At 42.7% G+C, this 14,386-nt stretch carries 11 protein-coding genes; all 11 read left to right on the top strand.

Going from position 1 to position 14,386, the window contains the following annotated elements; genetic code table 11:
- The first annotated feature begins 33 nt into the window (after positions 1-33).
- Positions 34-1,260: an accessory Sec system protein translocase subunit SecY2 gene (gene secY2 / locus H7T93_RS09025; RefSeq protein ID WP_195520213.1), complete on the top strand. Its 1,227-nt coding sequence runs from the start codon at positions 34-36 to the stop codon at positions 1,258-1,260.
- 100 nt (positions 1,261-1,360) lie between these two features.
- Positions 1,361-2,932 carry an accessory Sec system protein Asp1 gene (gene asp1, locus H7T93_RS09020; protein WP_195950871.1) on the top strand — a complete coding sequence of 524 codons (1,572 nt, stop codon included), beginning with the start codon at positions 1,361-1,363 and terminating at the stop codon, positions 2,930-2,932.
- The gene (gene asp2, locus H7T93_RS09015) at positions 2,919-4,457 is read left to right on the top strand and encodes an accessory Sec system protein Asp2 (RefSeq protein WP_195950869.1); all 1,539 of its coding nucleotides are present in this window, start codon (positions 2,919-2,921) and stop codon (positions 4,455-4,457) included. Before asp1 ends, asp2 begins: the two co-directional genes overlap by 14 nt.
- A gap of 2 nt (positions 4,458-4,459) precedes the next feature.
- On the top strand, positions 4,460-4,906 hold the full coding sequence (gene asp3, locus H7T93_RS09010; RefSeq protein WP_014634783.1) for an accessory Sec system protein Asp3: 447 nt from the start codon (positions 4,460-4,462) through the stop codon (positions 4,904-4,906).
- Positions 4,899-7,274, top strand: a complete 2,376-nt coding sequence (gene secA2 / locus H7T93_RS09005) for an accessory Sec system translocase SecA2 (protein WP_037601934.1) — start codon at positions 4,899-4,901, stop codon at positions 7,272-7,274. Before asp3 ends, secA2 begins: the two co-directional genes overlap by 8 nt.
- A 12-nt stretch (positions 7,275-7,286) precedes the next feature.
- Positions 7,287-8,795, top strand: a complete 1,509-nt coding sequence (gene gtfA, locus H7T93_RS09000) for an accessory Sec system glycosyltransferase GtfA (protein WP_037601936.1) — start codon at positions 7,287-7,289, stop codon at positions 8,793-8,795.
- A complete protein-coding gene (gtfB, locus tag H7T93_RS08995; RefSeq protein ID WP_037601938.1) occupies positions 8,792-10,144 on the top strand; it encodes an accessory Sec system glycosylation chaperone GtfB in 1,353 nt (450 codons plus the stop codon). Before gtfA ends, gtfB begins: the two co-directional genes overlap by 4 nt.
- A complete protein-coding gene (gene asp4 / locus H7T93_RS08990) occupies positions 10,137-10,316 on the top strand; it encodes an accessory Sec system protein Asp4 (protein ID WP_002883547.1) in 180 nt (59 codons plus the stop codon). Before gtfB ends, asp4 begins: the two co-directional genes overlap by 8 nt.
- A gap of 4 nt (positions 10,317-10,320) precedes the next feature.
- A complete protein-coding gene (asp5, locus tag H7T93_RS08985; protein WP_002883546.1) occupies positions 10,321-10,545 on the top strand; it encodes an accessory Sec system protein Asp5 in 225 nt (74 codons plus the stop codon).
- A 35-nt stretch (positions 10,546-10,580) separates the two neighbouring features.
- Positions 10,581-11,582: a sugar transferase gene (locus tag H7T93_RS08980; RefSeq protein ID WP_037601940.1), complete on the top strand. Its 1,002-nt coding sequence runs from the start codon at positions 10,581-10,583 to the stop codon at positions 11,580-11,582.
- Positions 11,583-12,311: 729 nt separating this feature from the next.
- Positions 12,312-14,386: lectin-like domain-containing protein (locus H7T93_RS08975; RefSeq protein WP_201041878.1), on the top strand; the 2,075-nt coding region annotated here is incomplete at its 3' end.

The following is a 14,386-nucleotide window of genomic DNA, read 5'->3' as shown; positions in this document are numbered from 1 at the left end:
CATCCTGTCTATGGGCAGGAAATAGGAGTAATAGTGAAAAAAATTAGTCAATCGATAATCACCAAACGTGTCTTATGGACCCTCTTTTTCCTCTTTATTTATTGTTTGGGAAATCAATTGGTTCTACCGTTTGTGGATTTGAAAAATGCAAATATCTTTGGGGGAGCCATAGGTTCCTTGGCTTTCTCTAGTGCCATGATGGGGGGAAACCTCAGGTCCATGTCTCTATTTTCAGTGGGCTTGTCGCCCTGGATGTCGGCCATGATTCTCTGGCAGATGTTTTCTTTCTCTAAGAAAATGGGCTTGAAAAATCTTCCCATTGAGATTCAGGACCGTAGACGCATGTATTTGGCCCTAGGGATTGCCATTGTTCAATCTTTGGCAGTATCCTTGAATTTACCTATCGTTTCAGGGGTTAATGCTAGTCTCGCTATTTTCATGAATACCATTTTATTAATTGCCGGGACCTTCTTCTTGGTTTGGCTATCAGACCTCAACTCACTCTTTGGGATTGGAGGCTCCATTGTTATCTTGATGGCAAGTATGATGGCCAATCTGCCCTATCAAATCATGGATAGTATTGAAAAGCTAGGTATCGGTTGGGATGTCTTGCTTCCTCTGATTCTATTCAGTTTGGTCTTCCTCTATATTTCAGGGGTTGTGCAGAGGGCTAGATACCGTATCTCAATCAATAAAATCAATATTCATAACCGCTTTAAACAGTATTCTTACTTGGATATTATGCTGAATCCAGCCGGAGGGATGCCTTTCATGTATGCCATGTCGCTGGTTAGTATTCCGCAGTATGTTTTTATGCTGATTCAATTTATCCATCCTGAAAGCAAGTGGACCAGTGGTGCCATCAAGTCTTTGACAGTCGGTCAACCTCTTTGGTTGGTTGTTTATCTGATCATGCTCTTCGTTTTAGGGTTAGCCTTTGCCTTCGTTAATGTCTCTGGTGAGCAAATCTCTGAGCGAATGCGCAAGTCAGGTGAGTATATCTACGGTGTTTATCCAGGCCAAGAAACTAGTGCCTATATCAACCATTTGGTGCTTAGACTTGGTTTTATCGGTGCCCTTTATATGCTCTTTATGGCAGGTGCTCCAATGCTGATTATCTTGGTCAATCCGGATTATTTACAGCTTAGTATGATTCCTGGTACCTTCTTGATTTTTAGCGGTATGATTTACAATGTTAACGAGGAAATGAAAGCCTTGAAGCTTAACACTTCCTACACCCCACTTTTTGAAAATGTATAAACTCTCACCCCTCGTGGGGTTGAGAGGCAGGCTGGTGATGTGTGATCGGTCTGCCCCTCAATCTCAAGTATTGTGATGAAAAGACAATGAAGGAGAACTCATGTATTATTTTATTCCAGCTTGGTATGGACAGACGGATGAATTTTGGAAGACGGTCATTGATCCTTGGTACCGTATCCGCCAAAAAATTGAATTTGATGACAGCTTGCACCAAGTTCGTATCTTTCAGGATGAGGACTTAGCCCCTCAGCTTTTGCTTTTGGCCTACCAACCACATTTGCGTTATTTCTTGCACCGTCATGATGTCTTGGAAGTTGGCTATACAGCTATTTTTGACTTGATTCAGGGTATCACTGATGAAGATATGAAAAATCTTCAGGTGACAGATTTGGAATGGCCAGAAGGGGCTACCTTTGTTCACACACCATTTGCTATCGTGGTGCAATGCCAACACAAGCGTTATGCCGAGATTGAGTTTGGCTCAGAAGGCTTTATTGGCATGATTCGCTACTATAAGGATGAGCAAATCATTCGCGAAGACATCTACGATGACCGCGGTTTTATCTCAAGTAGTCTTTATTATGAAGGTGGACAACCAAGCTATCGAAACTATCTTAATGCCAAGGGAGTTTGGCAACTCTGTCATTTCTTTGATGGTCGTGGGATTGTAGCCAATCCTCGTACGGAAGGTCGTTTTAATAAGAGTTACTACGGTGACCTTTCAGAAGTTATCTGGGAATTTTTGACTAAATTCTTGGACGAAAAGGTAGAACCAGAGGACCGTTTTGTTATTGCCTCAGATCTACGCCATAACAAGTACCTCTTTAAACATTTGCCAGCAGCCAACACTAAGATTTTGACTTGGTTCGCAGAACGTAATCAGGACGATAGTATTGACACCTATGAAGCCTTTCTGCCGCAAGTGGACTTGTTGATTGCTGACCGTTACGATTACTTGGAGCAGCTTCAGGTTGCCTATCCAGAAGAGGCTAAGAAACTCAAACACATGGCTTCTTTCGATACCCGTTTAGCTTTGGGAACCAGTCAACGTGTCAAAGAGTCTAAAATCTTTTATCAGGTTGACTTCGATCAGTTGGATTTAGAGGCTATTTATCAAGTCTTGGCTTTTGTGGCTAAGTATCCTAAGACACAGGTTGAATTTGGAGCATTTAATGCCAATCCAGAGCAACTTGGTAGCCTGCAAAATCAAGTGGAAAAAATGATTGAAGAACGATTGAGTCCAGATGTCTTTGAAGAGGTTGTCGAAAGTAGTGGTGCAGAAAATAAATTGGAAGAAAATAATGAAATCGTCAGCCGATTTTCTTTCCAAGACCTGCGTGACGAGACTGCCCTTATCAAGGCTCTTCAGTTTACACGCCTCATTGTCGACTTGAGCAAGGAACCTAATCGTTATACACAGATTGCTGGAATTAGTGCTGGTATTCCACAAATTAACCGTGTGGCGTCTGAGTATGTGACCCACCAAGAGAATGGTTATATCTTGAAGCACTTGTCCGATTTTGAAAAAGGGGCTTACTACTATTTGGGACAGTTGAACAACTGGAACCGTTCCCTTATCTACTCAATTGAGAAAATTAAGGAAAACACAGGAGACCGTTTGGTACAAAAATGGGAAAATTGGTTGAAGGAGGAGCAGAATGACCAAGGATAATCGTCTGAAGATACTACAAGTTGGATCATCCAACTGGTCAGAAAATCAGGAAATTCCTGAAAATATGAAATGGTATTATTGCAATCTTGGTCAGCTTGAGACCTTACAAGAAACCATCGAAGAAGACGAAATCAAGGCTTTTACAGCGGTTATTGTGGACAGTCTTGCCGGTCTTGAGGAATTGATGGCTATTAAAGAGTATTTGATTCCTCACACTATTTTCTTTGATCAAACGATTGAAGTGCCAGATGAGAGTCTCCTTCAGTTTCTGAAGGAAGTTTGTGCTGTGCCAACTGATTTTTCAAATCAAGGGCAGTTGCTCTTTACCCTTTCAAAAGCGCTCTTTTCAGGGCAGTACGGGGATAAGATGTTTCCTTTCACGACCCAGGTTAACCCCAATTTTACTGGCCAAGTGACCTACCACGGTCATGAAAATGTCATTTTAAAAGGTGATTATGGTCAAGATTTTAGTCCTGTCTTGGACTGGACCTATAATGTCAGAGCCAGCAAGGAAAACCCTATCGAGCTTTGGTTGGAATTCGAAAAAGAGGAGACTTGTGAGTGTCGCTTGATTCTCAATCTTTTGCCAGAAGGTTCGGTCGCAGGTATTTTCAAGACCTATATCGTTTCAGAAGAAGAAATGCGCAAGGGGGCCATTGTCCTTGATGAGGACACGACCTTCCTCCTGTCTGCTAGTCTTGAGATGAAAGGCCAAGGTCAGATTACAATCGGTGGGCTCCACCAACGTTTGACCCGTTTCCAATTCGGGAAATTTGTACTTGGTGGTGGAATTCTCCACGATAGCAAGCGTCAGGAAATCAACTATTTCTTTTATCCTGGGGACTTCAAGCCACCTTTGTCAGTTTACTTCTCAGGTTTCCGTCCTGCCGAAGGTTTTGAAGGTTTCGGAATGATGAAGGGGATGGGAACACCATTCTTGCTCTTCTCAGACCCTCGTCTCCAAGGGGGAGCCTTCTACATGGGAACTGAAGAGCTTGAAAATAGCATCAAAGACACCATCCAACATTACTTGGACTATCTAGGATTTGACAATAGTCAGCTCATTCTCTCAGGAATGTCCATGGGAACCTTCCCATCAATGTACTATGGTGCGGACTTTGAGCCTCATGCTATCATCATGTCTAAGCCTCTAGCCAATGTTGGTACTATCGGTAATCGTGCCAGACTCTTGGCGCCAGAGGTCTTTCCAACAGGGATTGATGTCTTGCATTTGCAGACAGGCCGTTTGGATAATGAGGGTGTCGAGGCCCTTAATCAGAAGTTCTGGGATAAATTTGAAAAAGCAGACTTCTCAAATACAACTTTTGGTCTTTCCTACATGAAAGACGAGGATATGGATCCGACGGCCTACGAGGACATTACCAAGTCTCTCTATTACTCAGGGGCTAAGATTCTCAGCAAGGGAACGTCAGGTCGACACAACGATGATTCTTATACGGCGACAACTTGGTTTGTTAATTTTTACCGTATGATTTTAGAAAATGATTTTGGAAGGAAGGAGTAAGAATGTTCAGAAACAAGAAATCAGAAATCTTGTGGGGCTTAAACCACAAAGCCTACATGTATGGCTCAAAAATTGTTAAGCGCCAAGATGGTTCTGTGCAATTTTACAATCCTTTGGTGCCATCAGGAACGGAAATCCAGTCTTGGGTGGCCATCCAAAACTACCAAGCTGGTCGTACCCAACCTGCCCTCCCACTTTTGAAAAAAGGGCATAGTTATGACTTGACGGCCAATCTTGAAGCTGTCCCAACAGGCTCAGTCTTTTTGAAAGTCAGCTTTTTGGACCGTTATGACAATGAAATTAAACAGTTGATTGAAAAGAGTACCCAGATGACCTTTGTTTACCCTCACGAGGCCTATACCTACCGTATTTCCCTCTTGAGTGCTGGGGTCAAAGAGCTAGATTTCTACAACTTAAAACTGGAAGAAACAGGAGAAGAACATGTTTAAACAACTGAATCCTATTCTCCCTGTTAAGGAGATACTCAAGGAAATTAACGGCCTAGCCGATGAAATGGCTGGTTTGAGCAACCTTGAGTTGAAAAATAAAACGCAGGAATTTAAGGAGCGTTTGGCTCAAGGAGAAAGCTTGGACGACCTCCTGCCTGAAGCCTTTGCGGTTGTTCGTGAAGCGGATAAGCGCGTGTTAGGCATGTTCCCTTATGATGTTCAGGTCATGGGAGGAATTGTCATGCACCAAGGTCATATCGCTGAGATGTACACTGGTGAGGGGAAGACCTTGACGGCTACCATGCCAGTCTACCTTAATGCCTTGTCAGGTGAAGGGGCTATCCTTGTTACGACAAATGAATACTTGGCTATCCGTGACGCTGAGGAAATGGGTCAGGTCTACGAGTTCCTAGGTTTGACGATTGGTGTTCCCTGTGTGGAAGGCAGCAATGAGATGGAACCGGCAGAAAAGCGTGCCATCTATCAATCAGATATCGTTTACACGACCAATTCTAGCTTAGGTTTTGACTATTTGATTGATAACCTTGCTTCTAACCAAGACGGAAAATACATGCGTCCCTTTAACTATGCTATTGTCGATGAGGTGGATTCTGTCCTCCTTGACAGTGCACAGACACCTTTGATTATCTCTGGTGCGCCCCGTGTTCAGTCTAACTACTATGGGATGATGGATACGCTTATGACCACTTTGGTCGAGGGTGAGGACTATATCTTCAAAGAGGAAAAAGGGGAAGTCTGGTTGACTACTAAAGGGGCTAAGGCTGCTGAAAATTACCTTGGTATCGGTAACCTCTACGATGAGGAAAACAGCACCTTTGCCCGTCACCTGCTCTTTTCTCTTCGTGCCCACTTGCTCTATAAAAAGGACAAGGATTATATCATTCGTGATGGCAAGAAGGGACCCGAAGTGGTACTTCTTGATAAATCGACAGGTCGTCTCTTGGAATTGACCAAGCTCCAAGGTGGACTCCACCAAGCCATCGAAGCCAAGGAATTAGTGGCCTTGTCACAAGAAACCAGAGCCATGGCTTCGATCACTTACCAAAGTCTCTTTAAAAAATTCAAGAAAATTTCAGGGATGACTGGTACTGGTAAGGTTGCGGAAAAAGAATTTCTCGATACCTATGGCATGAAGGTCATTCAAATCCCAACCAATCGTAAGAAACAACGTATCGACTATCCAGATAAGATTTATGCGACCCTACCAGAGAAGGTCTTTGCCTCTTTAGAGTATGTTAAGCATTATCATGAAAAGGGAAATCCAATCTTGATTTTCGTTGGTTCGGTGGAAATGTCAGAGCTTTATTCTTCTTTGCTTTTGCGTGAAGGAATTGCTCATAACCTCCTAAATGCCAACAATGCGCCACGTGAGGCTGAGATGATTGCTGAGTCAGGACAAATGGGTGCCGTGACGGTTGCGACGTCAATGGCTGGACGTGGAACAGATATCAAGCTCGGAAAGGGTGTGGCTGAACTCGGTGGTTTGGTCGTTATCGGTACCGAACGTATGGAAAGTCAGCGTATTGACCTGCAAATCCGTGGCCGTTCTGGACGTCAGGGTGACCCTGGTATGTCTAAATTCTTCGTCTCCCTTGAAGATGACGTGATTAAAAAATACGGTCCATCTTGGGTTCACCGTACTTACAAAGAATACGCCATTAGTGATCACATCGATCCTAAGGAATTGACAGGTCGTAAGTATCGTAAATTGGTTGAAAAAGCCCAAGAAGCTAGTGAAAGTTCCGGTCGTACCTCACGTCGTCAGACCCTTGAGTTCGCAGAAAGTATGAACATCCAACGTGAGATGATCTACGCACAACGTGACCGCCTCATCTATCACAATCAAGGTTTGGACACTGTTATCGACGAGGTTCTTGATGACTTTATCGACCAGGCTATGGCTGAGGAAGATTTCTCAAAAGCGGAAAATCTTTACCACTTTATCTTGCGTAATATCAGCTTCCGCATCAATGAAATCCCTAAGGATCTGGACCTCAACAATCGTGAGGAAGTCTTGGAACTCATCTACCAGTTTGCCTATCGTGAACTTGATGCTAAAAAGCAGGAGTTGAAAACTAAGGAACTTAACGAGTATTTCCAACGCCTATCCATGCTTAAGGCTGTGGATGACAACTGGGTGGAGCAGGTAGACTATCTGCAACAACTTCAGATGGCCATTGGTAGCCAACAACTCAGTCAAAAGAACCCGATTGTCGAATATTACCAAGAGGCTTACAAGGGCTTTGAAGCCATGAAACGTCAAATCAGAAAGGATATGGTTCGTAATCTTCTCCTTAGTCAGGTGCAAGTCACTAAAAAAGGAGATATCATCAGCCATTTCCCATAAAATAAGGAAATTATGACAGTATATAACATTAATTTAGGCATAGGTTGGGCCAGCAGTGGTGTCGAATATGCTCAGGCCTATCGTGCTAAGATTTTCAGGGAAATGGGGCAAGAAGCAAAATTTGTTTTTATGGACCTCATCCTTGGGGATAATATCGAGCATATGACTAGCAAGATTGGTTTTTCAGACGATGAAATCATCTGGCTCCATAACTATTTTACAGATATCAAGATTGCGCCATCGACCATTAGCCTAGCGGAAATCGAGACCATCTTACCTGCCAATCCTGAGCGCAAGGAAGTTGCTGGTCGTCTCATTCGTTACCATTATCCACAGGATGATATGGTAGTAGCATGTAACCTTCGTGTGATGGACGAAGATGCAGTGGAAACAGTCAGCTACTTTGTCAATGACAAGCTCTTGCGCAAGGATTTTTACTCTTACACCCGTTACTGCAGTGAGTATTTTGCGCCTAAGGACAATCAAGCCAAGGTTTACCAACGTCGTTTTTATAACGAAGATGGGTCTACAGCCTATGACATGATTGTCGGAGACAATAATCAGGATATCTATCGTTTTCCTGATCAGGTTCTTTATGGTAAGCAAGAATTCCTTCGCTATTTCTTCAAACGTCTAGCCCTAACCAAGGATGATGTGGTCATCTTGGACCGTGAAACAGGTATTGGCCAGTTGGTCTTTGAAGAAGCGCAAGCTGCTCGCCTAGGCGTCGTTGTTCACGCTGAGCATTTTAGTGTCAATCAAACTGATGACAACTACATTCTCTGGAATAACTATTACGAGTACCAGTTTACCAATGCGGACAAGGTTGATTTCTTCATCGTGGCAACTGATCGTCAGAAGGAAATTCTGCAGGAACAGTTCCGTCGCTACACCAACCATGATCCAAAGATTTACACTATTCCAGTGGGAAGTCTACCTGAATTGGTCGGGCAGGACAAACCACGTAAGCCATTCTCAATGATTACGGCCTCACGATTGGCTCAGGAAAAACACATTGACTGGTTGGTTCGTGCGGTTATCGAGGTTCATAAGACTCTGCCAGATATCACTTTTGATATCTACGGTAGTGGTAGTATGGATGCCAAGTTGCGTGAGATTATTGTCGAAGCACAAGCTGGCGACTATATCCGACTCATGGGCCACGCTGACTTGACTGACATTTATAGCCAGTACGAGGTCTACCTAACAGCTTCAACCAGTGAAGGTTTTGGCCTTACTCTCATGGAGGCGGTTGGTTCAGGTCTTCCGATGATTGGATTTGATGTGCCTTATGGAAATCAAACCTTTATCGAAGACGGGGGCAACGGTTATCTCCTCCCTGTCGCTGAAAATCATGTTGTGGATGTCATCACCAAGTCCTATAAGGATGCCATTGTCCGTCTCTATGAAAAAGGCACTATCGAAGTCATGCGTCAAAAATCTTATGACCTTGCCAAAGGCTTCTTGACCAGTCAAGTCAAGGCAGCTTGGAAACAGTTACTTGAGGAGGTACGCTCATGATATTCTTATGTGATTACTACAATCAAGCCAGTAAGGATCTAGCTTACTCACTTCAGGTAGCAGGCTATGATGCCACAACAGTTGTCATCAATCCAGATGGTTTTCTCCCTCAAGGCTCTCTCTCTCCTTTCACCTATTATGTGGAAGCAGAAGAGGAAAATGGCAAACCACGCTTTTTCAACCAAGTTCCTGTGCCAGCCTTTTGGGAAATTTCAGGGAACAATCAGATGGCGCGTGTGTCTAATCTTACCGAAGAACGTGCCCGCATCACCTACCCAGAAGGTAGCAAGGCTCGTATCGTTAAAAGTGTCGAATGGTTAGACAAGTCAGGAAAGATTCGCCAAGTGGACCACTATAACAAATATGGATTCTGCTTTGCCAAAACCACTCATGATGAGAACGGTCAGGCAGTCTTTACCAGCTACCAAACCAAAGAAGGTGACGAACGTATCTTGGAAAATCATCTTACCAGTGATATTCTCTTGACTATACCAGGACAAGCCCTTCGTCGTTTCGCCAACCGTACCGAATTTGTTAAAGCCTTCCTAGCTCAGGTCTTTGGTGATATCGATCACATTATCTTTAATAGCTTGGCAACACCTTTCGTCGTCTCATGGACTATGCAAAATAAGGGTGCCACTGATGTCCTTGTCTGGCAAGAGCCACTGGGTGATATCCTACCAGGCAATATGAATGGTATCTTAGAGGATAATTCAGCCAGAGCCAATGCCATCATCATTCCTGATAAGGTGACCTATGAAAAAGCCTTAACGCTAGTGCCTGAGGATAAAAAACATAAGGTCTTTTCACTTGGCTATGCCTATGATTTCAAGGAAAATCATGGCAAACCTCGTAATGCCTTTATTGCAACCAATTCAGACCAAATTGAGCGTTTAGAAGCCTTGGTTGAGTCACTCCCTGATGTGACCTTCCAGATTGCGGCAGTCACTGAGATGTCCCCAAGATTGCTCTCGATGATGCGTTATTCAAACGTTGTGCTCCATCCAAACGCTAGTCACAAGCAGTTGGACAAGCTCTATCAAGAGTCTGACCTCTACTTGGATATCAATCATCATAATGAATTGTACAAGGCGACGCGAACTGCCTTTGAACACCAATTATTGATTTTGGCCTTTTCAGAAACAGCTCATGGACCTGTCTATACAGCACCAGAGCATATCTATGCCAGTCAGAACTATCCAGCTATGGTTGCCAAGATTAAGCAGGTCCTAAGCGACAATCAAGCCATGCAAGAGGCCATGCAAGCTCAAAAAGCTCAAGCCAATACTCTGACTGCTTCTGAGTTGGCCGACCGCTTACAATCACTTTTAGGAGGAAATCATGTCTAAAAAAGATTTATTCTACGGTGACGTTGAAGGCCGTATGGAAGAACTCAAGCAAAAGCCTATCACAAAAGAAAAAGAAACCAGAGGAGAGAAGATCAACAAGAGTTTTTCAATCATGCTCGGACTTGTTATTATCATCGGTTTAATCTTCACCCTTATTGGTTTGTTGAGGTAGTCTTATGATGTTAGTATTTATGGTTCTAGCAGTGATTCTTTCGGTTGCCCTTATCGTCTTAGTGACCATCCAACCGCGTCAAACGCAGATTTTCTCAACGGATGCCACTAGTAATATCGGTAAACCAAGTTATTGGGCTAGCCAACCGATTCGAAAAATGTTGACCTTGGCTATCAGCATAGCCCTCTTTATCCTCTTACTTATTTTTATGATTGTTTCTTATAAGTAGAGGACTTCCTATCATATAATAGAAAGAAGTATGTCATGCGCGTACATTTTACAAATTTATTTGGCCAGTCCTCACGCAGTGTGGCCTTGATTGCCCAAAATGATACCATGAAGATTGCCAGAGAGCTCGGTGCTAATGAACTAGGAATTTATTTCTATGATAGTAGTCAAGAGCCAGATGGAGAGCTTAATTCCCGCTTTGATGGGATTGTAGCAGGACTAAGTGTTGGAGACATTGTTTTCTTCCAGTCTCCATCATGGAATGGTAGTGAGTGGGACAGCCGATTGCTCCGTAAATTCAAAGCTGTTAATGCTAAGACCGTTATGTTTATCCACGACGTCCCACCTCTCATGTTTGATAGTAACTACTATCTCATGTCTTCTTATATTGACATGTACAATCTCTGTGATGTCGTCGTTGTTCCATCTGAAAAGATGCGTGATCGACTAATTGAGGAAGGGCTAACAGTTGAGAAGATTATCATCCAAAAACTTTGGGACTTACCTCATAGTCTGGACTTGCACCAGCCTGCTTTCCAAAAGAAAATGATTTTTGCCGGAAACCCAACACGTTTCCCACATATCTTAGACTGGAAACAAACTACCCCTCTCCACGTCTACGCAGATAAACAAGAGGATAAGGATTATTCCAAAGTCCACCTCGAAGGCTGGCGAAATAAACATGAGCTTTTGCTAGAACTATCTAAGGGAGGATTTGGTCTGGTCTGGGGAAATTCGGAAAAACCAGAGGACGAGCTTGACTACTATAAGATGAATATCTCTTATAAACTCTCCACTTACTTAGCCGCAGGTCTCCCAGTTATTGTACCTGACTACCTCTCAAATGCAGACTATGTCAAAGAACATGGTCTAGGCTTCGTTGTTTCAAGTCTGGAAGAAGCAGACCGTTGCATTCAAGAATGTACCGAAGAGCAGTATGCACAGATGGTAGCTAACGCTCGCCACACAGCCTACCTCATCAGTAACGGTTACTTCACAAAGAAACTTTTCATCGATGCTATCATGGCGTTGAGTTAATGCGGAGCATAATTTTGATCAAGGAATTGAACTAATGGAAAACGAGGAGTACAGTGAACAAATTATCGTTCGTGTTTTAGACCAGAAAAACAATTGAATATTCTTTTATTTGAGATGAGTTTTTAGGGAATTACTACCATTTATCAAAACTATCAGCTAAATCGTAATTAGGCAGTAGCATTTTGAAGCTACTGTCTTTTTATTTTGAATAATATATAATAATTCTGAATATTCACAAGAACTAATTGTGTTGAGTTTTATTAAAAAAAATATCAATTAAAGGATATCGTTACATTAAAATGTCAAAATTCAGTTGGTTTTACAGATGCAAATATCGACGTAGATGAGTAAAAGATGGGTGTTTTTAAAGTTATCTTCCCATAATATTGACTTCTATTTAATAATTGAAGATTGATCTAAAAATAGTCATTGTTTTATTTTGTAAACTCTCTAAATGCTTTTTACTATAGAGTTAATTTATATTTGTATTTTTATTTGTAAGGATACTTATATTTTTTACAGCCTCAAAGTATAGGCTAATTTTACTCAGGAAATTTAAGTTAAATCGGAAGAGGTTAAAGAAAAACTAAAAGGTTAAAACTAAAATGCTAAAATGTTGCTACAATTTTAACAATATGATATATTTGATGTTAGGGAAATTCAATTTATATTATTTTTAGAAGTGACAAGAGTAATCAAAATCTAATGATTTCTTGTCTAGGAGGATATATGGGTAAAGATATCTTTAGTAAGAAGAGTCGTTTCTCGATTCGTAAATTGAATATCGGAGTCTGCTCGGTCTTGCTTGGTACTTTGATCATGATTGGTCACACAGCTCAAGCGGATGAAACGACATCTGATGGAGCAACAGTTGCAGCCACAGCTGTCAGTGCAAGTCAAGGTGACGGAGCCTCAACCACAACTCCGCCAATCACAGCACCAGAAAGCGCCTCAACTACTACGGTAGCACCAGCAGCTACTGAAGCGGTTCCAACGTCATCAGTGGCGCCTACAACAACGGTTGATTCAGGTGTAGGTGTAAGTTCAGAAGCACCTGTTGCGACAAGTACAACAAGTTCAGCACCAGCATCGTCAGAAGCTTCATCAACAAGTCCAGTAGCTTCGTCAGAAGCTACAACCTCAACGAGTGCAAAACCAACAGCTGCCTCAGAGGTATCTAATTCAGTTACAGCATCGACAGCAACAACTACAGCAAGTTCAGAGAGTGCTACAGAAACTACAACAACTGTGTTAGAAACTGTAGCTACACCTCGTGTACGTAGACGTCGTTCTACTGAAGGAACAACACGTTCAGTGGATGAAACTAACCTGCAAAGAGCGGTAGTTACTAAAGAAAACTTTGAAAGTTTCTTCCAAGAAGGTGGAACTGCTACATATGATAAATCAACAGGTACCATTAAGTTGACAGATGACGTTTCAGGTCAAGTTGGTAGTGCTTACCTTCGTTTTAAAATCGACTCTGGAGAACCCTTCACCTTCACTGGTAAAGTTGATATCGGTAATAAATATGAAGGCAAAACTGATGCAGATGGTCGCCCAGGTGGTGATGGAGTCGGTTTCGTCTTCCATACAGGTAAGGTAGATACTATTGGTCAATCAGGTGCGTCTATTGGTATGGGAACTATCAAAAATGCCTTTGGTTTCAAACTGGACTCATGGCATAACACCTCTAATCCAAATGCGAACCAAAATGCATCAGCCGATCCAAAATATGGAAACGGACGTAAAGTAAATGGAAAGTTTGTGTGGGAGCAAAACGCCTTCGGTTCATTCTACTCATCAAATGCTGCCGGTAAGGTAACGACAAGTAGCACAGCAGCTGCTGCTCTAGATCCAAAACCTAATGGCGAATGGGTAGACTTTAAAATTGTATACGATAAAGATAAAAACTTTACAGTAACTTATGGCTCACAAACTTGGACAACAAACTTAAAAAACGCTAACACTAGCATCATGACAGCTGAGGCTAAGCGTGCCTTGACTAATGGTAATCCAACATTTGCCCTTTCATTCCTAGGAAGTACAGGTTCTGGTACAAACTTGCAACGTGTTCAGATTGAAAGATTTGAATTTACAGCACCACAAATCGTTCACATGAAATTTGTTGATGTGAATGGCAATGAAATCGAAGCAAGTAGTGCGATTCCAGGTGACGAAAATGAGGTTGTTAACCTTAGCACCCAGGACAAAAAGATTGCTGCAGTCGAAGCTAAAGGTTATAAATTAAAGAAAATCGACCATAGCAAAGCACCTTCCTACAATGAAGACAACAACACAGTTACCCTATCTCCAGGCGGACAGTTGTTGACTTATGTATTTGAAGAAAAAGATACAACACCTCCAGACGCCCCAGTTGTGAACCCAGTTACCGCAGGTGCTACAGCCGTCACAGGTACAGCCGAAGCCGGTTCAACCGTAGAAGTGACTCTTCCAGATGGCTCTAAGGCCACAGCAACAGCTGATCCAGATGGCAACTTCAGTGTTCCAGTCAGCGCCTTGAAGGAAAATGACACCGTATCTGTTACAGCAAAAGATGCTTCAAACAATACATCAACACCGACAACCGTTACCGTACCAGATACGACAGCTCCAGTAGCCCCAACTGTGAACCCAGTTACCGCAGGTGCTACAGCCGTCACAGGTACAGCCGAAGCCGGTTCAACCGTAGAAGTGACTCTTCCAGATGGCTCTAAGGCCACAGCAACAGCTGATCCAGATGGCAACTTCAGTGTTCCAGTCAGCGCCTTGAAGGAAAATGACACCGTATCTGTTACAGCAAAAGA

The organism is Streptococcus sp. 9.1 (genome assembly GCF_016648815.1).
Lineage (GTDB): Bacteria > Bacillota > Bacilli > Lactobacillales > Streptococcaceae > Streptococcus > Streptococcus salivarius_E.
The sequence above is the reverse complement of the archived record's forward strand: the minus strand, read 5'-3'. Positions and strand labels throughout refer to the sequence as shown.